The organism is Yinghuangia sp. YIM S09857 (genome assembly GCF_051388915.1).
Classification (GTDB): domain Bacteria; phylum Actinomycetota; class Actinomycetes; order Streptomycetales; family Streptomycetaceae; genus Yinghuangia.
This window is the reverse complement of sequence record NZ_JBPKBH010000006.1, coordinates 116,766-135,004: the sequence shown is the minus strand read 5'-3', so window position 1 is coordinate 135,004 and position 18,239 is coordinate 116,766. Positions and strand designations below refer to the sequence as shown.

The window sequence follows — 18,239 nt, the reverse complement described above, 5'->3', positions numbered from 1 at the left end:
GCCCCAGGTGTCGGGAACGGTCCTCCGCAGGGCCCCGGAACCACTCCGATCACCGCACGAGGCCCCAGCGGAAGCCGAGCGCGACCGCGTGCGCGCGGTCCGACGCACCGAGCTTCTTGAACAGCCGGCGCGCGTGCGTCTTGACGGTGTCCTCGGACAGGAAGAGCTCGCGCCCGATCTCCGCATTGCTGCGGCCGTGGCTCATCCCCTCCAGCACCTGGATCTCGCGTGCCGTCAGGGTCGGCGCCACACCCATGTCCGCGGAGCGCAGACGGCGCGGCGCGAGGCGCCACGTCGGGTCGGCGAGCGCCTGGGAGACGGTCGCGCGCAGTTCGGCGCGCGACGCGTCCTTGTGCAGGTATCCGCGGGCACCCGCGGCGACCGCGAGGGCCACGCCGTCGAGGTCCTCGGCCATCGTCAGCATGATCACCCTGGCACCGGGGTCGCCGGTCAGCAGCCGGCGCACCGCCTCGACACCGCCGAGTCCGGGCATGCGCACGTCCATGAGCACCAGGTCGGAGCGCTCCGCGCCCCAGCGGCGCAGCACCTCCTCACCGCTCGTGGCCGTGGTCACCCGTTCGACGCCGGGGACCGTGGCCACCGCACGCCGAAGGGTCTCCCGCACCAGCGGGGAATCGTCGCAGACCAGGACGGTCGTCATCGCCGGCCTCCGCAGCAGATCCGCGTCACGTTGAGCCTCCACGCCTGTACGTTCCGTTGCCTACGCGATCGGTGATCACCCGGTGTCCCAGAGTCTGTCCCCGCGCGTAGTGCGCACGGGGTGCGAATCGCCGACCGCCTCACCCATCACCAACGACCGTCACCCGAAAGGGTTACGGGCTGGGGTCGCGGGTACTTCGGGGGCCGTGGGGCCCGCCGCTACCACAACGAGCCGACCCCATCCGAGGGCACGCCGACGCGGTGACCATTCCGGGCGACACCGCCTCACCCGCCCGTGGCAGGGCACACCCGTCGGCCGGAGCACACATTTTTTACTGGTTTTCGCGCATAAGACCGATATATGCATGGAACTGATCATTCTGTGGCACTTTCGCACCATCGTTTGATCGCATGGTCAGGCCACCTCTTGCGGAGTCATCCGCACCAGTGACCGTGGCGACAGCAGCAGCGACAGCACCAGCGGCACCAGCGGCACCAGCAAGAGACACCCAGCAAGAGGCACCAGAACCGGCATCACCAGCGGCACCGGAAGCAGGACAGAACGACCCTGCATTTGCCCCTGAACACGAGGGACGACTCTCATGGCTGATTTCTCACGGCTCCCCGGCCCGAACGCCGATCTGTGGGACTGGCAGTTGTCCGCCGCCTGTCGAGGCGTGGACAGCGCGCTGTTCTTCCACCCGGAGGGCGAACGCGGCGCGGCGAGGGTCGCACGGGAAGCCGCGGCCAAGGAGGTGTGCCAGCGTTGCCCGGTCCGTGTGCAGTGTGCGCAACATGCGCTCGCGGTGCGCGAACCGTACGGCGTCTGGGGCGGGCTCACCGAGGACGACCGCGTCGAAATGGACGGTCGGCGCCGGATGCTCAACCGGACCGACGTGACCACGGCCGGCTGACACCGGGTGCCGGCCGGGCGAGGGACTCCGGCCGGGTTCCGGTGGACATGCTGCGGCCCGACAACGGCGGTGGCCCCGTCCCGTAGTGCTTCGGGACGGAGCCACCGTCGTTGTCGTGCGGGGTGCCGGCGCCGTTGTCGTGCGGGTGCCAGCGCCGTCGTCGTGCGGGATGCGCCGCCGGGCGTCGGCTGAGGTGCCGGTCGGCTCACATGCCGAAGGCGGACATGTCCAGCTCCCACACCGCGGGCCAGTCCTTGCCGCGCAGGAGGGCGTCCGTACCGCCGTCGCAGAAGACGACGGAGCCGACGAAGAACGTCGACTCCGGGCCCAGCAGGAACGCGGTCAGCGCGGCGATCTCCTCGGGCCTGCCGCCGCGGCCGACCGGCAGCGGGAACATCTTCATGCCCTCGGCGGTCAGCGGGTCCACCTTGCCGGCGGCCGTCATCGGGGTCTCGATGAGGCCCGGCGCGATCGCGTTGAGGCGGATGCCCGCGCCGATCCATTCGTCTGAGACCGCCTTGGCGCGCACGTAGTACGCGAGGGCCGCCTTGGACGCCGGGTAGGAGCCCATCATGTCCTTGTCCGCGGCCTCGCGGGCGCCCGCCTCGTCGCCGGCCAGGCACAGTTCCGCAAGCGCGGTGTCCCAGTTGGGCTGGCACGTGGTCGAGTTGGAGCTGACCATCACGACGGCGGGCTTGTCCGCCTTGGCCAGGAGCGGGCGCAGGCCCTCCAGCACCTCGACCGCGCCGAAGTAGTTGACCGACACGATCAGCGAGCCGGAACGCCCGGTCGCCGCCGCGAGGCCCGCGAAGGGCGCGAAGCCGTCGAGGGAGTCGCCGGCCAGTTCGGTGACGCGCGCGACCGCCTCGGCGCGGCCCTCGGGCGTGGACAGGTCCACGTTGACGTCGCTGTCGCGCAGGTCGACACCGATGACGCGGTGGCCGTCCGCCTCCAGGCGGGCCTTGGTGGCGGCACCGAGGCCGGATGCCGCACCGGTGATCGCGTACGTACCCATGGTTCTCCCTCTGTCCTGCTCTGTCCTGGCCTGACGGTATGTCAGATCTCGTGCACTGCGCACTCTTCCAGATCATCCGTCGGCGCATAAGGCCGAAGGCCCCGGCAACGCCGTGTGGCGTTGCCGGGGCCTTCGACTCACCTGCGGCGGTTCTGCGCGGGTGCCGCCGTACCGCCGCCTGGCGTCAGTGGCTGTGGCCGTGCCCGCCGTGGCTGTGGCCGTGGCCCGCCGCCTCCGGCTCGGCCGGCTTCTCGACGACCAGCGACTCGGTGGTGAGCAGCAGCGACGCGATGGACGCGGCGTTCTGGAGCGCGGAGCGGGTCACCTTGACCGGGTCGATGACGCCGGCCTTGAGCAGGTCGCCGTACTCGCCGGTGGCCGCGTTGAAGCCGTGGCCGACCTTGAGCTCCTGCACCTTGTTGACGATGACGTAGCCCTCAAGGCCCGCGTTCTCCGCGATCCAGCGCAGCGGCTCGACGGTCGCGCGGCGCACGACCGCGACACCGGTGGCCACGTCGCCGGACAGGCCCAGGTTGTCGCCGAGCACCGAGGCGGCGTGCACGAGGGCGGCGCCGCCGCCCGCGACGATGCCCTCCTCGATGGCCGCGCGGGTCGCGGAGACCGCGTCCTCCAGGCGGTGCTTCTTCTCCTTGAGCTCGACCTCGGTGGCCGCACCCACGCGGATCACGCACACGCCGCCGGCCAGCTTCGCGAGGCGCTCCTGGAGCTTCTCGCGGTCCCAGTCGGAGTCGGTGTTCTCGATCTCGGCCTTGATCTGGCGGACGCGGTCCGCGATCGCCGCCGAGTCGCCCGCACCGTCGACGACCGTGGTGGCGTCCTTGGTGATGGTGACGCGGCGCGCCGTGCCGAGGACCTCCAGGCCCGCCTGGTCCAGCTTGAGGCCGACCTCGGGGGCGATGACCTGGCCGCCGGTCAGGATGGCCATGTCCTCCAGCATCGCCTTGCGGCGGTCGCCGAAGCCGGGGGCCTTGACCGCGACGGCGTTGAACGTGCCGCGGATCTTGTTGACGACCAGCGTGGACAGGGCCTCGCCCTCGATGTCCTCCGCGACGATCAGCAGCGGCTTGTTGCCGCCCGCCTGGATGACCTTCTCCAGGATCGGCAGCAGCTCGGCGATGGCCGAGATCTTGCCCTGGTTGATCAGGATGTACGGGTCCTCCAGGACCGCTTCCATACGCTCCTGGTCGGTCACCATGTACGGCGACAGGTAGCCCTTGTCGAACTGGAGGCCCTCGGTGAACTCCAGCTCCAGGCCCATGGTGTTCGACTCTTCGACGGTGATGACACCGTCCTTGCCGACCTTGTCCATGGCCTCGGCGATCAGCTCGCCGATCTGGCGGTCCTGCGCGGACAGCGCGGCGACGTTGGCGATGTCCTCCTTGCCGTCGATCGCGCGGGCGGTGCCGAGCAGCTCGTCCGACACGGCCTTGACCGCGGCGTCGATGCCCTTCTTGAGGTCCATCGGCGCGGCGCCGGCGGCGACGTTGCGCAGGCCCTCGCGTACCAGCGCCTGGGCCAGCACCGTCGCGGTGGTGGTGCCGTCACCCGCGATGTCGTTGGTCTTGGTCGCCACCTCCTTCGCGAGCTGGGCGCCGAGGTTCTCGTACGGGTCGTCGAGCTCCACCTCGCGGGCGATGGTCACGCCGTCGTTGGTGATGGTCGGCGCACCGAACTTCTTGTCGATGACGACGTTGCGGCCCTTGGGGCCGATCGTCACCTTGACCGCGTCCGCGAGCGCGTTGACGCCGCGCTCCAGCGAACGGCGGGCGTGCTCGTCAAACTGAAGAATCTTGGCCATGGGATGTGAGTCCTCTTGTTCCTTCGTCCTCGACGCCTAGACGCCTAACAGATGCGATCAACGACACCGCCCCGGGCGCCCCAGTCGGGGTACCCGGGGCGGGTCGATGAATCGGCGGCCCTACGTCAGTGCCTGGGCACGTCCGTACCTGGGCCGCGATGTCACTTCTCGATGATCGCGAGAACGTCGCGCGCCGAGAGGACGAGGTACTCCTCGCCGTTGTACTTCACCTCGGTGCCGCCGTACTTGCTGTACAGGACGACATCGCCGACCTTCACGTCGAGCGGCAGGCGCTGCCCGTCCTCGAAGCGGCCGGGGCCCACGGCCAGGACGACGCCCTCCTGGGGCTTCTCCTTCGCCGTGTCCGGGATGACCAGGCCCGAGGCCGTGGTCTGCTCGGCCTCGAGCGTCTGGACCACGATGCGGTCCTCAAGCGGCTTGATGGCAACCTTGGTGCTGGCGGTCGTCACGATCCGACCTCCCCCTTCGGAGATCTCACGGGGTAATTGTCAGGTGGCGACCAGGTAAGCCCGTCGTCGCGGGTGCCGGACCTGCCCGTCGCATTGGCACACTCATAGGGAGAGTGCCAATGCAGACCCTAAGGTTCGCTTAGCACTCCGTCAACTAGAGTGCCAACGCGCGCCACCCCAATCCCACCTGCGGGGGAACCGGACCCCTCCCCCGGTTCACGCCGCCTGGGCCGTCCCTGGGCCGTGATCATGGGCGAACAGCTCGTCCACGGCCCGGCTCGTACGCTCCCTACTCTGCGGCATGAGGTGCGCGTACACCCGCAAAGTGAACCCCGGATCCGCGTGTCCGAGATACTCACTGACCGCCTTGATCGACTCCCCCGCGTGCAGCAGCAACGACGCGTAGAAGTGCCTCAGCGCGTGCATCCCGTCCTCGCGCGACGCGGTGTGTCGCTGCCCGCGCTGCCTGGGCGGGATGACACCGGCACTGACGAGGGCCGGTTTCCAGGCATAGACGTTGAAGTTCTCGCGCCGGACGGCCGTACCTTCGCCGGTCGTGAACAGCACCTCGTGAGTCACGAGCTTCCCGCCCGGCTCCAGCCACGGCAGGGTGATCTTCACTGGCGTGAACGTCTCCATGTGGATCTTCGCCGAGTTGGCCACCGCCCGCGGCAACGGCACGTCGCGCAGCTTGCCGGCCTTCGGCGGAGCGAACACAGGGACGTTCTTGACGAGCTTGATTTGCCGAATCACGTGGAGCGTGTCCGTGTCGAAGTCGAAGCCGTCAGGACCGAGCCCGAAGATCTCGCCTTGCCGCAGCCCGCACCCGGCGCCCACATCGGGCATGGCCTGATAGCGCTCGGGCAGCCCTGCGCGTACGGCGAACACCCGCTCGGGGGTCCAGGGCACGAACCGCTTGGTCGTGCACGTCCGTACCCTCATACCCATGCCTGACGAGGCAACGACATTGCGTCTCGCCGAAGGGGTCCCGTTGTTCCAAGTCCTGCCGGTCACCCTCGACCAGAACGAACGCCCCCTCGTATTGGAGGAGTTCAAGATCCCTGGGGACGACCTGGCGATCCCCTACGCCGTCAGTGGATGATCAGCCTGATTTTGTCGGTCGTATGAGAGCCAATATTTCTGCGTGAATGGGAGCCACGCGTAGGCCGTTCGTGTTGGCGACGCCCTCGACCGTGGCGGGGTGTTCCTCAGCGAGTTCGGGGGCCACCGGTCGGGTGACCCGGCAGGCTGGGCGGGAGTGTCCGAAGAGACCGCGGCGGTGTCGTCGGTACCGCGTGGTCGCGGGCCCGGGTCGCGTCCCTGACGTGTCGTAGCCAGGGCCCGCTCCTCGCGAAGCGAGAGCCCTCCGACTCAGTGGCGTGCCCGGCTGTCACACGTCTACAGCACCGCTATAACGTCCTCCATAAACGACCGGGGGGATTCAGTGTCGAGGTCCTTGCACTTCAGCTGGGAGCTGAGCGGCTCCGGCTGGGCGACGTGCAAAATCTGGGACGGTTCGACGAAGCACCGGGACATCGTCAGCTACTGCACGAACGCGCTCGCCGACTTGCTGAAAGGCGTGACGGGCCTCTATGGCCCCGATGACGTCCAGCGGTTCTCGTTCGATCTCGAACCAGCAGAGGCACGGTGGATTCTTCGTCGCCGCAACAGCGACGTGCACATCACGATCCGTCGCTTCCCGGACATGTCGACGAGCGTCGACACACCGGACGGGAAGGGCACCCCCGTGTGGACGTCCACGCGTCCTCGCGCTTCTCTGGCTCACGCGGTCCTGGCAGCTGCCGAGCAGGTGCTGCGGATCCACGGCGAGGACGGCTATCTCCACAAGTGGCGCCTGCACGCCTTCCCCACCACTGAACTGGAAACCCTTCGTCGCCTGCACCTCGCAGCGGATGACTGTGCTCTCCAGCACTGAACCATCGGTCGGCTCCCCGATGAACCGGAGATGGCTCTACTTCACCCGATAAAACAACCAGCCCTCTCGCGCAGACGGACCCCATCTCGATGGCGGTCGAGGTGGGGTCCGCCGTTCCGGCCCAGCAGGTTTGCCACTGGCCGACGCCCAAGACTCCAGCCAGAACCGCGCTGATCGCTCGGGGGCAGACTGGTCCACGCAGGGCAATTCGGCGATCTCCACGCATGGCCCCAGAGCAAGCGCATCCGCGAACCAAGCAGCCATGCCAACCATGACCTTGCCGAGGCTGACGATGCCGCGCCCGAACGCATCCACATCCGTGGTCAGGGTCTTGAACTCCGTCTCCATCCCCGCCGCGATCAGCACGTCACGCAGCTCCACTACGGCCTGCCGCGCGTCGTGCCAGGCATCGCCGTCCGCCGCGTGAGAACGCTCGGGATCCTTATCCGCCATGTCCCCTGCACCTCAACGTCCGCCAGAAATGCCGACGACCGACATCAGGGCGGCGATGTTCAAGTCCGAACGACGGCCGACCGCCGCCAACGCATCAGCGAGGCTTGTCAGGGTGGTCAGGTCGTCGGGGTCGTCGGGGTCGTCGGCAGGACCGCGCTGCCACCAGGCTTGGGCCTCCGACGTGGCCGAGGGGCCCGGAGCCAGCAGTTATCCGCCCCTGCCGAACACCCGGTCCCCGAGATTCCCCCGCCCGCATCAGACACGCAGTCCGCGCAGACGGGCGCCGACCCAGGGCCCACGAGGTAGCAGGCTCACCACGACGGATCCGACCATGCAGCGCTCGTCCCGCTGCATCCGGTCAAGCACCGCCAGGCCAAGGATCTATGGGCAGCGCGACGACGTCGAAGCGACGTCCCTTTCCCACGACGAGGGACCCCGATGACTTGGGCTTCAACACACCGGACGAACCGGCCTGGGGCACGCCAGACCCCCAAGTTCTTCGAACTCATGTCGCGCCTCGACAGCGCCCGCGAACTCGACGACGAACTGTTGGACGTCTTCCGCTTCCAGACGAACGCCATCCGCCTCAAGGTCCGCCGGCTCGGAGCCGCCACCGTCGCCGACGAAATGCCAGCCCACATCGGCCAGATAGACCAACTCCTCAAACACGCGATGCCGCCCACCCAACGGGCCGGACTCGCCCACGTCCTGGCCGACGCCTCCGCCCTCGCAGGGTGGCAAGGCATCGACACCGGCGCGCTCCACCAATCCTGGGAGCACTTCGAACGCGCCAAGGCCGCCGCCTTGATTAGCCAATGACCCAAGAATTCAGCCTTTCGCCACCGCGGAATAGGCGTACGTGCTCCAGACCGAAAGCGCCCTCCAGCTCATCGAGTTCGCCCACGGAGCGAACCGAAGCAGCCTCCCCAGCTCATGCACAGCTGGCTGCACGCCGCCGAGGCCGCGACACACGCCGCACTCGGCCAGGAACTCGACTCACTCCGCTGCATGGGCCTGGCAGCCTCCGCGCTCCCAGCAGACCCCGAGGATCCCGATCTCCCCTACCTAGCGCTCAACCTCGTGCATCTCGCACGCTGGCGCGGTTCCTGCCTCGTCCAACTCGGCGACAGCCAGATCATCGACAACCTCACCGACCGTGGTACAGGTGCACGGATATCTGCTCGACTCCGTCAGGTGCCATTCGCGACACCGGCAGTGATGGTGCTAGGACGGTCGGCCACGTGGGCAGCAACTGCATTTAGGCGCTTGGCTCTTCGCAACGAACACGAGCCGCCTCTTCCCAAGCACTCTGCCGCGGCACCGCAGGCTACCGCGACGACCAGCTGTAATAGAGGCCCGTCAGGAATTCGGCACGACCGTAGGTCCCGACGTGGCCCGTCCTACACGGCGGTCGACCACATACACAGCGGGCCATGTCGTCTCCGTCCAGTAGCTTGTGCGGCCATGACGACCGATGAAGCGCAAGAGCCATCCGCCGAGAGCACAGCGCTCGTCTCCCCCGAAAACCTGCGGTCTGCCAGCGAAATACTCGTGCGCCCCAGTCCCGTTCCGGCTGCGCCCGGCATCTACGGTTGGCACTTCAAGGTCGCTCCAGACGCCAAACTGCCGTCGGGGCAACTCCTCTACGTAGGCATTGCGCCAAGCCGGACAACCAGCACTCAGAACCTGCGGACGCGGATAAGCACCCACTTCCGCGGCAACGCCTCCGGCTCGACGCTCCGGCGAACCCTCGGCTGCCTCCTTGGACTGGAGCTACGGCGCTTCGGAGTCAGCGAAAGAGAGCACTTCGGACCGACCGGTGAGGGCAAACTCAGCGCCTGGATGGCGGAAAATGCCCGTGTGTGTTGGGTCGAGCACACCGAACCGTGGGTTCCGGAACCTGAGTTGATCAAGCAGCTCGACCTCCCCCTGAACTTGCAGCACAACCAAGACCACCCGTTCTACGCACGGCTGACGAAACTGCGGGCGGATGCGCGCAAAAGCGCACGCGAGCTGCCGGTCCTGTGAAGTAGCGCCCATCTTCCAGGGCCATGCGGCCGGTGTTTCTGAAGGTCGCAGCTGCGCTGCGAGGCGCCTGGGGACGGCCGCGCGACCGTTGGTCGCGGCCGGGGCGCGCTTGTTCCAGCGGGGTGGGGGTTGGGGTCAGTGGGGTCCGTTGGCGTGCGTTCTGTGTGGCTCGATTTGGGGTGGGGTTGCGCTGCCCTGCGCGCGGACCCACGGCATGCCACCCGGTCCCCGGCATGGCGTGGACCGGGTCGGAGTGGCGAGCCGCTGGCGGGTGGCGTTGCCGAGAACTTGGGCGTGGTGCGTTGCGGTCCCGGGGTGGTTGCCGAGGCTTGGGCGTGCGGAGACGTCCCGAGAGGGTGATCGATCCTGGGCCGTCTCTGGGTCGTGGGAGGTTGGTCGGGGCGACAGGGGCTGACAGGCGTTGACTGCGTTTGCACAGGTCAGGGGGTGGGGCGGGGGTTCCGGTGCAGGTGGGGGAACCGGGGATCTAACGCTCCGTCAACTTAGAGTGCCAACGCTTGCCGTCTTGGTCCTTCCTATGGGGGAACTTCTGGGTGTGCGACTGCTGGGGGTTTGGCTCGTCTGAGTGGGTGCGGCCGCCGTGGGATTTGCCTGGGAGTCGGAGGACCTGCGCGTCCTGCCTGCCCGGGGTATTGGCTGGTGGTGGGGGTCCCGCCGGACCACGGTCCCGCGCTCGCCTCCTCGCCGCACCCGGCCCCGAACCTGGTGCCGCGCCCGCCGCCACCCCCGCCTCTGCTGTCCCCATCGCCGCGGGGCTGGCAGGGTTGTGGGATGACTTGGGTGCGGAAGGGCTATGGGGCGTAGGGCGCCGGCGGCTGTGCGGGGCGGGGTCGGGGGCGGGCGGTCCGGGAGAGGGGTGCGTGAGGTTCCCGGGTTGTCGCGGAAGTCGCAGGATGCGGTGGAGCGGCTTGAGCGGGTGCGGTTCTGGCCCGGGGCGGTGGAGGCGAGCCTTGCCCAGTGGGCCAGGCTCGCGCATGGACCCGTCGCGTGGCTGCACCCGCGGAACACGGCTACACGGTGTGGCATCGCCGAGTGCGGCTGCGACCCCGGGCACTCTCGGGATCGGCTGGAGGAGGTACTCCATGCCCTGCCGCGGGATGCGGCACGGGAGTTGCGGGCCATGGTCCGGCGGCTCGACGAGAAGATCCTGTCGCGTGCGATGACCGTTCCCGCGCCGTCGATGGACCTTCCGTGGTGGAGGGACCAGTTCTGACGGTTGGGTCCCCGGGGGCGGGGTGCGGAGAATGTGCGGGTGGACGTCGAGGGATTTGCGCGGTTGCGGTCGGCCGAGGGACGCGGGCTGCTTGAGGCGCTGGCGGAGTACCGGGTCGCCGACGAGTTGGCCTGGGCGACCCGGCTGCGGCGGGAGCACGCGCCGGAGTTGGTCGCCGCGGCGTTGACGCAGGCTCGGCTGCGGCAGCGGGCACGGGCGAAGTTCGGGGACGACGCGGCGCGGATGTTCTTCACGCCGAACGGGGTGGAGCAGTCCACGCGCGCGGAGGTCGCGGCGCACCGGGCGGCGCGGATCGCGGACACGGGGGTCACGCGGGCGGCTGATCTGTGCTGCGGGATCGGCGGGGACGCCCTGGCGTTGGCGAGGGCCGGGGTGCGTGTTGTCGCGGTGGACATCGATCCGCTGACGTGCGCGGTGGCGCGGGCCAATGCGGATGCGCTGGGGCTGGCCGAGCTGGTCGAGGTGCGGTGCGCGGACGTCACGGGGGTCGAACTGGACGGATTCGACGCGGCGTTCCTGGATCCCGCCCGGCGGACCGCGCGGGGGCGGGTGTTCGACCCGGAGGCGTACTCGCCGCCGCTTTCGTTCCTGGACGAGTTGGCCGCGCGCGTGCCGTACGGGGCGGCGAAGGTCGCGCCCGGCATCCCGCACGAGGTGGTGCCGGACGGGATGGCCGCCGAGTGGGTCTCGTACGGCGGCGATGTGAAGGAAGCGGTGCTGTGGTGGGGCCGCGGGCTCGCGGACGGCCTCGGGCGGCTGCGCGCGACCCTGCTTCCGGGCGGTGCCTCCCTCGCCGCGGACGCCGCCCGCCAGGCGCCTGACGGGCCCGTCGGGCGCTATCTGTACGAGCCGGACGGCGCCGTCATCCGCGCCCACCTCGTCGCCGAGGTCGCGGAGGAGGTCGGCGGAACGCTGGTCGACCCGACCATCGCGTACATCACCGCCGACAAGCTGGTGTCGACGCCGTTCGCGACCGCGTACGAGCTGACCGACGTCATGCCGTTCAACCTCAAGCGGCTCAAGGCCCTCGTGCGCGAGCGCGGGATCGGCAACCTCACCGTCAAGAAGCGCGGTTCGGCCGTGGAGCCGGAGGAGGTGCGCAAGCGCGTGAAGCCGAGCGGCCCCGGCTCCGCAACGGTGTTCCTGACGCGCGTCGCCGGGGCGCCGACCATGCTGGTCGGGCAACCGGCGGCGCGGGACGGTCTGACGCAACCCGCGGCACGTTACGGTCGGACGCAGCCCGCAGCGCCGCACGATCAGACGCAGCCCGCAGCGCCGCACGATCAGACGTAGTTCTCCAGGCGCGCCACAGCGAAGCCCTGCTCCTGGATCTTGCGGAGCAGGTTGGCCATCATCTGCGTCATCGTCTTGCCCTTGAGATCCGACGGCCCGCGGAAGTGCGCGAGAATGATGTCGCCGGGCTTCAGCTTCTTGTCGGCGTCGAGGTACTGCATGTCGGCGATCTGCATCGACTCGCGCCACAGCACGATCGCGCCGACCCCGCACTGGCCCGCGACCTGCTCGGTGGTCGCGTTGTAGTTGCCGAACGGCGGGCGGAACAGGTACGGGCGCACGCCGTACTCCTGCTCGATGCGGTCCTGGTTCCCGCAGATCTCGCGCCGCTGCGCCTCGGCGTCGAGCGTCCTGAGGTTCGGGTGGTCGAGCGTGTGGTTCTGCACGCTGTGGCCCATGTCCTGCAACTTCCGGAAGTACTCCGGGTCCTCGCGAACGTAGCTGTCGTTCAGGAACATCGTGAACGGCACGTTCATGTCCCGTGCCATCTCCAGGAACTTCGGGTCCTTCTCGGCGCCGTCGTCGATCGTGATGAAGACGATCTTCTGGTCGGTCGGCACGCTCTTGATCACCGGCGGGGCGGCGGGGTTCGCCTTGACCGGCTTGACGGCGGGCGGCGCGGGGGCGGGCAGGAGCGGCTGGAGGCCCCAGCGGGCGGCCTTCGCGGCGGCGTCGCCGGGAGCAGGCGGTACGGCGGCCTGCGTGCCCTGCGGGCCCGGGACGGGTGCGGCCTGGGTCGTACCGCCGCCGGTGCCCGGGCCGGGCGCGGCCCCGTCCGGCCCGAACGGCTTCCGCTCCCCCGACCCGCCACCGCACGCGGAGAGCAGGAGAGCGGACGCGACGGCCAGGACCGCGGCCGTACGCCGGACGCCGATCCGTCCCGCGGCCCCGGACGCTGCGCGGCCTCGCGTACGCCCCCCGTCGCGGCCGTCCGACCGACCACCCGCCAAGCCGCCGGCCCGACCGTCCGACCGAACTCCTGTACGCACCGCCACCGTTCCCGCGCCCTTCCGTCGTCCCGGCGGCCGCTCCGACCACCCTGCACACCCGCGGCACACCCGCAGCACACCCGCAGCACGCCTGCCGCACTCCCGCCGCACTCCCGCCGCGCACCTGAAGCCCCGCGCACGCTCCGGCGCACACACTCGGTACGCGCCCCGCCCGCGCTTCGGTTGCCTCGACCGCCGCACCCGCTTGCGGCGATCCGTCCGAAAGATGCCGCCTTAAGCTACGCGACGCGCATACACCATCACCCATATGACAGGCACGGGAATGTCGATACGGGTGTAAACAACGGGGTGACCGGGGCAGACTCAAGTCCTGAAGGCATGGCTCGTGCGGCGGCGCGATGCCATGAGTGCGGCCGTCCCGCTCCCGGCTTGTGATTCGGCCTCCTCGCCGGGGGCGGGCCGGAGTCCGGGATTCCGGACCGACCCCGCCAAGTGCGGCGGCCGCCGACCACCTTCACGGCACCACGGGAAGACGAGGACACCCCGCGCCCAACGACGGGGCGCGGGGTCGGCGGCGCCTCAGCGCTGCACCTGCTCGAAGTCCCATTCGTGCGGCGGCCGCGCGACCAGTTCGCGGGGCGGGTCGGGCAGGCCCGACGGCTCGCCCGTCCACAGGCTCACGACCACCACCCTGCTGTCCGCGCTGCGGAAGACCTCGACCCGCTCCAGGCCCGGGACCCCTTCCAGGGACGGCAGGGCCGTCGCGTACACCCAGTCCACCAGCGCGTCGCCGCTGCCCGGGTTCGCCTTGGCCTCCCACATCGCGGCCGTGATGCGCGCGGTCATGGACCGCCCCTCCCTGTCGTTCCGGTCGGTACGTTCACCCGCACCCACGCCGCCGCTCGCACGCCGACCCGGGACACGGACCACCACGGATCAAGCCTGCGTCACCGTCACCGGCATCGACGAATCCGCCGGGATGCCGAGTGTCGACGGCGGCCGGTCGCGGCGCACCATCTCCGCACCCAGCGCCGCGACCATCGCGCCGTTGTCGGTGCACAGGCCCGGCCGCGGTACGCGCAGCGTGATGCCCGCCGCCGCACACCGTTCCGCCGCCATTGCCCGCAGCCGCGAATTGGCCGCGACGCCGCCGCCGATCAGCAGGTGCTCGACGCCGTTCTCGCGGCACGCGCGCACGGCCTTGCGGGTCAGGACGTCGACCACGGCCTCCTGGAAGGACGCCGCGACGTCCGCGACCGGCACCGGCCGACCGTCGCGCCCGCGCGCCTCGACCCAGCGCGCGACCGCCGTCTTGAGGCCCGAGAAGGAGAAGTCGTACGCCGCGTCGCGCGGCCCCGTGAGCCCACGCGGGAACGCGATCGCGTCCGCGTCGCCCTCGCGCGCCCGCCGGTCGATCACCGGCCCGCCCGGGAAGCCAAGCCCCAGCACGCGCGCGACCTTGTCGAACGCCTCGCCCGCGGCGTCGTCGATCGTCGCCCCCAACGGCCGTACGTCGCTGGTCACATCGGGCACCATCAGCAGCGACGAGTGCCCGCCGGACACCAGCAGGGCCATGCACGGCTCCGGGAGGCGGCCGTGTTCGAGCTGGTCGACGCAGACGTGCGCGGCGAGGTGGTTGACGCCGTACACCGGCTTGTCGAGGGCCATCGCATAGCCCTTGGCCGCCGCGACGCCGACGAGCAGCGCGCCCGCGAGGCCGGGTCCGGAGGTGACGGCGATGGCGTCGATGTCGGACATCGCCACGCCCGCGTCCTTCAGCGCGCGGTGCACGGTCGGGACCATGGCCTCCAGGTGCGCCCGGCTGGCGACTTCGGGGACGACGCCGCCGTAGCGCGCGTGTTCGTCCACGCTCGACGCCACCGCGTCGGCGAGCAGCGTGGTGCCGCGGACGATGCCGATACCGGTCTCGTCGCACGAGGTCTCGATGCCGAGGACGAGCGGTTCGTCAGCGGTCACGGCGACCGGCCTCCTCTACGGGCAGCGCCGCCGCGGGTGACGCTTCTGCGGGTGACGCTTCTGCGAGTGACGCTTCTGCGGGTGACGCTTCTGCGAGTGACACCTCACCGGACGACACCCCGCGCGTGAGGTCGCAGCGCATCACCAGGGCGTCGACGTTGGCGGGCTGGTAGTAGCCGCGGCGCACGCCCAGCGGGACGAACCCGAAGCGCTCGTACAGCCGTTGCGCGCGCGTGTTGTCGACGCGCACCTCCAGCAGGACGTGGTGGCAGCCGCGCCGGCGGGCCTCGTCCAGCAGGTCGGTGAGCAGCGTGGCGCCGAGGCCGGTGCCCCACTGGTCGCGGCGTACGCCGATGGTCTGTACGTCGCCCTCGCCGCCCGCGCACGCGAGCCCTGCGTACCCGGCGATGGCTCCCGCGGCGTCCTCCGCGACGACGTAGTGCCGCGTCTCCGGATCGGCGAGCTCGGACCAGAACATGCCCGGCGACCAGGCGTCTTCGGCGAACAGGTCGTGTTCCAGCGCGAGCAGTTGCTCGATGTCCCACCAGCGCAGCGCGCGAACCACCGGGGCGCTCGTCATGCCGCGAGTGTAGGGCCAACCGCCGGATGCGCCCGAAATGCGCCGCAGGACCGCGCGCCCGTCTCCGGTGCGCCACTTCCGCCGGACGCCGCGGACGCCCTACTGTCTGCGCAACGGTTCTACGCGCGAAGATCCGCCCCCACACCCGCTCCGACGCCCAGGTCCATCGCCCGGTCCATCGCCCGGTCCGACGCCGCCCCGTGCCCGACGTCGCCCCGTGCCCGACGCCGCCGAAAAGCCCCGCGCCGTCCGGCGAACGCCCGCCGCGCCCACCGGCCGCCGCAAGCTGTTCCGCCGCCCACACACCGCAGGACTCCCGCGCGACGAGCGGCGTTCACCGGCGGTCCGCAGGATTCCCCCACACCAGTCCACACCAGGAGGTCTCGGGTGACACCACGTCAGTTGTCGCCGCTGCCGCCGCGCACCCGGCGGGTCCGGCGTACGTCCGGCGCCGTCGCGGCCACGGTCGCCGCCGTTGTCGCCGCGACACCCGCGCTGCTCGCGCCCGCGACCGCCGCGGCCGCCCCGTCGCCGAGCGCGGTCATCGCCGAGGTCTACGGAGGCGGCGGCAACTCCGGCGCCACGCTCCAACAGGACTTCGTCGAACTCGGCAACCGCGCCGCGGACGCCGTCTCCCTCGCCGGATGGTCCGTCCAGTACCTGCCCGCGGTGCCGAGCCCGACCAGCCGCTGGCAGGTCACTCCCCTGACCGGGAGCCTCGCCCCGGACGGCCGCTACGTCGTGGCGGAGGCCAAGGGCGCCGGCGGCACACTCGCACTGCCGACGCCGGACGCCACCGGCACCATCGCCATGTCCGCGACCGGCGGCACGATCGCGCTGGTGGCCTCGACCGAGGCGCTCACCTGCCTGACCGCGGCCGACTGCGCCGCGGACGACCGCATCCGGGACCTCGTCGGCTACGGCAGCGCCGCGGTACGCGAGGGCTCGCCCGTCCCCGGCGCATCCAACACCGCGGGCGTGGCGCGCGGTTCGGCGCTCGCCGACACCGACGACAACGCCGCCGACTTCGCGGCCGGCACCCCGACGCCCCTGAACTCGCTCGGCGAGGGTCCGCGCGACCCGGGCACCAACCCGGGGTCCCCCGCGCGCATCCACGAGATCCAGGGCACCGGGCGGCTCTCCCCCAGGAACGGGCAGCAGGTGTCGGCCGTCCCCGGCGTCGTCACCGCGATCCGCGCCTTCGGCTCCGCCCGCGGCTTCTGGTTCCAGGACGCCCAGCCCGACGCCGACCCCCGCACCTCCGAGGGCCTGTTCGTCTTCACCGGGTCCACCACGCCGCAGGGCGTCGCGATCGGCGACGCGGTGACCGTCAGCGGCAAGGTCGAGGAGTTCTACCCGGGCAACGCCGACACCAACGGCCAGTCGCTGACCGAACTCACCGGCGCCACCTGGACGGTCGCCTCGTCCGGCAACGCACTCCCGGCCCCGGTCACGCTCGACGCCGCCACCGTGCCCGACGCGTACACCGCGAACGGCAACCTGGAGACCCGGCCCCTGCAACCGGACGCCTACGCCCTCGACCTGTACGAGTCGGTCGAGAGCCAGCGCGTGCAGGTCGCCGACACCCGCGTGGTCGGCGCCACCAACAACTTCAACGAGCTGTGGGTGACCGTCGAGCCGACCCGGAACCCGACGGCCGCCGGCGGCACGCTCTACGGCTCGTACGAGGCGCAGAACGGCGGCCGCGTCAAGGTCTCCTCGCTGATCCCGTTCGCCGAACGCCCGTTCCCCGAGGCGAATGTCGGCGACACCCTCACCGGCCCGACGTCCGGCCCGATGACGTACGACAGCTTCGGCGGGTACGGCGTCGCCGCCACGACCCTGGGCGCGCTCACCTCGTCCGGCCGCACTCCGGAGGCGACGCGGGACCAGAAGAACACCGAGCTCGCGGTCGCGACGTACAACGTCGAGAACCTGTCCCCGGTAGACGCGCAGGCCAAGTTCGACCGCCTCGCGCGCGGCATCGTCACCGCCCTCGCGACGCCGGACATCGTGGCGCTGGAGGAGATCCAGGACAACAACGGCCCGGTGAACGACGGCACGGTGGCGTCCGACCAGACGCTCACCAGGCTCGTGGACGCCGTCGCCGCCGCGGGCGGGCCGCGCTACCAATGGCGCACGATCGACCCGCAGGACGGCGCGGACGGCGGTCAGCCCGGCGGCAACATCCGCAACGCCTTCCTGTTCGACCCGGCGCGCGTGCAGTTCGTCGACCGTTCGGGCGGCGACGCGACGACGCCGGTCGGCGTCCGCAAGACGTGGCTCGGGCAGGCGCAACTGACGCTGTCCCCGGGCCGGGTGGCCCCGACCGACGAGGCGTGGGAGGACAGCCGCAAGCCGCTCGCCGCCGAGTTCCGCTTCCGCGGGCGCACGGTGTTCGTGGTCGCGAACCACTTCGCGTCGAAGGGCGGCGACCAGGCCCTGGACAGCCGCACACAGCCGCCGAACCGGACGTCCGAGGTCCAGCGCCTCAAGCAGGCCGCCGTGCTGCACGGGTTCGTGGGCGACATCCTCAAGGCCGACCCGCGCGCCAACGTGGTCGTGCTCGGCGACCTGAACGACTTCGCCTTCTCGCCGACCCTGAAGACGCTCACCGGCGACGGCTCGCTGCGCGCCCTGGTCGAGACACTGCCCGCGAACGAGCAGTACGGCTACGTCTTCAACGGCAACAGCCAGATGCTCGACCACATCCTCACCAGCCCGCGGATCACCCGCTTCGAGTACGACATCGTGCACGTCAACGCGGAGTTCGCGGACCAGGCGAGCGACCACGACCCGCAGGTGCTGCGCGTCCGGCCGAGCACCGGCAGCGATCTCCTCGACTGGCTCGACCAGTTGCTGGAACCGTGGCTCGACCGGCAGTAGCGC

Annotated in this window: 18 protein-coding genes; 7 read left to right on the top strand and 11 right to left on the bottom strand. The window is 70.5% G+C overall.

What is annotated here, in order from left to right:
* Positions 1-49: 49 nt before the first annotated feature.
* Together ACRX5S_RS14565 and ACRX5S_RS14560 are read right to left on the bottom strand one after the other, a co-directional pair.
* On the bottom strand, positions 50-661 hold the full coding sequence (locus tag ACRX5S_RS14565; RefSeq protein WP_231779541.1) for a response regulator transcription factor: 612 nt from the start codon (positions 659-661) through the stop codon (positions 50-52).
* Between the two features lie 414 nt (positions 662-1,075).
* Entirely contained in the window at positions 1,076-1,207 is a 132-nt protein-coding gene (locus ACRX5S_RS14560; protein ID WP_436773318.1) for a hypothetical protein, read from the bottom strand.
* A 55-nt stretch (positions 1,208-1,262) separates the two neighbouring features.
* On the opposite strand from ACRX5S_RS14560, the gene ACRX5S_RS14555 reads away from it, so the two are divergent.
* Positions 1,263-1,574: a WhiB family transcriptional regulator gene (locus ACRX5S_RS14555; RefSeq protein WP_281468958.1), complete on the top strand. Its 312-nt coding sequence runs from the start codon at positions 1,263-1,265 to the stop codon at positions 1,572-1,574.
* A 205-nt stretch (positions 1,575-1,779) separates the two neighbouring features.
* On the opposite strand, the gene ACRX5S_RS14550 is transcribed toward ACRX5S_RS14555, so the two are convergent.
* From ACRX5S_RS14550 to ACRX5S_RS14535, 4 genes are all read right to left on the bottom strand, one after another.
* Positions 1,780-2,589 carry an SDR family oxidoreductase gene (locus ACRX5S_RS14550; protein ID WP_436773317.1) on the bottom strand — a complete coding sequence of 270 codons (810 nt, stop codon included), beginning with the start codon at positions 2,587-2,589 and terminating at the stop codon, positions 1,780-1,782.
* A 184-nt stretch (positions 2,590-2,773) separates the two neighbouring features.
* The gene (gene groL, locus ACRX5S_RS14545; protein WP_436773316.1) at positions 2,774-4,408 is read right to left on the bottom strand and encodes a chaperonin GroEL; all 1,635 of its coding nucleotides are present in this window, start codon (positions 4,406-4,408) and stop codon (positions 2,774-2,776) included.
* A 161-nt stretch (positions 4,409-4,569) separates the two neighbouring features.
* On the bottom strand, positions 4,570-4,878 hold the full coding sequence (groES, locus tag ACRX5S_RS14540; protein WP_235054761.1) for a co-chaperone GroES: 309 nt from the start codon (positions 4,876-4,878) through the stop codon (positions 4,570-4,572).
* 216 nt (positions 4,879-5,094) lie between these two features.
* Positions 5,095-5,826 (bottom strand): tyrosine-type recombinase/integrase, encoded by a 732-nt coding sequence (locus ACRX5S_RS14535; RefSeq protein WP_436773315.1) that lies wholly within the window; start codon positions 5,824-5,826, stop codon positions 5,095-5,097.
* Here ACRX5S_RS14535 and ACRX5S_RS14530 point away from each other — a divergent pair.
* Both ACRX5S_RS14530 and ACRX5S_RS14525 read left to right on the top strand, forming a co-directional pair.
* On the top strand, positions 5,825-5,980 hold the full coding sequence (locus ACRX5S_RS14530) for a hypothetical protein (RefSeq protein WP_436773314.1): 156 nt from the start codon (positions 5,825-5,827) through the stop codon (positions 5,978-5,980). The genes ACRX5S_RS14535 and ACRX5S_RS14530 overlap by 2 nt on opposite strands.
* 354 nt (positions 5,981-6,334) lie before the next feature.
* On the top strand, positions 6,335-6,814 hold the full coding sequence (locus ACRX5S_RS14525) for a hypothetical protein (RefSeq protein WP_436773313.1): 480 nt from the start codon (positions 6,335-6,337) through the stop codon (positions 6,812-6,814).
* Positions 6,815-6,850: 36 nt separating this feature from the next.
* Here ACRX5S_RS14525 and ACRX5S_RS14520 read toward each other — a convergent pair whose 3' ends face one another.
* Entirely contained in the window at positions 6,851-7,267 is a 417-nt protein-coding gene (locus ACRX5S_RS14520) for a hypothetical protein (protein WP_436773312.1), read from the bottom strand.
* Between the two features lie 438 nt (positions 7,268-7,705).
* Here ACRX5S_RS14520 and ACRX5S_RS14515 point away from each other — a divergent pair, with 438 nt between their 5' ends.
* The 3 genes from ACRX5S_RS14515 (at position 7,706) to ACRX5S_RS14505 (ending at position 11,843) form a co-directional block, all read left to right on the top strand.
* The gene (locus ACRX5S_RS14515) at positions 7,706-8,086 is read left to right on the top strand and encodes a hypothetical protein (RefSeq protein WP_436773311.1); all 381 of its coding nucleotides are present in this window, start codon (positions 7,706-7,708) and stop codon (positions 8,084-8,086) included.
* 645 nt (positions 8,087-8,731) lie between these two features.
* Positions 8,732-9,295 carry a GIY-YIG nuclease family protein gene (locus tag ACRX5S_RS14510; RefSeq protein ID WP_436773310.1) on the top strand — a complete coding sequence of 188 codons (564 nt, stop codon included), beginning with the start codon at positions 8,732-8,734 and terminating at the stop codon, positions 9,293-9,295.
* Positions 9,296-10,568: 1,273 nt separating this feature from the next.
* The gene (locus ACRX5S_RS14505) at positions 10,569-11,843 is read left to right on the top strand and encodes a class I SAM-dependent methyltransferase (protein ID WP_436773309.1); all 1,275 of its coding nucleotides are present in this window, start codon (positions 10,569-10,571) and stop codon (positions 11,841-11,843) included.
* Here ACRX5S_RS14505 and ACRX5S_RS14500 read toward each other — a convergent pair.
* From ACRX5S_RS14500 to rimI, 4 genes are all read right to left on the bottom strand, one after another.
* A complete protein-coding gene (locus ACRX5S_RS14500) occupies positions 11,834-12,793 on the bottom strand; it encodes a polysaccharide deacetylase family protein (protein ID WP_436773308.1) in 960 nt (319 codons plus the stop codon). The genes ACRX5S_RS14505 and ACRX5S_RS14500 overlap by 10 nt on opposite strands.
* Before the next feature lie 579 nt (positions 12,794-13,372).
* Complete coding sequence (locus ACRX5S_RS14495) at positions 13,373-13,639, bottom strand: hypothetical protein (protein WP_436773307.1); 267 nt, start codon at positions 13,637-13,639, stop codon at positions 13,373-13,375.
* 90 nt (positions 13,640-13,729) lie between these two features.
* Positions 13,730-14,770: a tRNA (adenosine(37)-N6)-threonylcarbamoyltransferase complex transferase subunit TsaD gene (gene tsaD / locus ACRX5S_RS14490; protein ID WP_436773306.1), complete on the bottom strand. Its 1,041-nt coding sequence runs from the start codon at positions 14,768-14,770 to the stop codon at positions 13,730-13,732.
* Positions 14,760-15,350: a ribosomal protein S18-alanine N-acetyltransferase gene (gene rimI / locus ACRX5S_RS14485; RefSeq protein WP_436773305.1), complete on the bottom strand. Its 591-nt coding sequence runs from the start codon at positions 15,348-15,350 to the stop codon at positions 14,760-14,762. Before rimI ends, tsaD begins: the two co-directional genes overlap by 11 nt.
* 387 nt (positions 15,351-15,737) lie before the next feature.
* Here rimI and ACRX5S_RS14480 point away from each other — a divergent pair, with 387 nt between their 5' ends.
* On the top strand, positions 15,738-18,236 hold the full coding sequence (locus ACRX5S_RS14480; RefSeq protein WP_436773304.1) for an endonuclease/exonuclease/phosphatase family protein: 2,499 nt from the start codon (positions 15,738-15,740) through the stop codon (positions 18,234-18,236).
* Positions 18,237-18,239 lie beyond the last annotated feature (3 nt).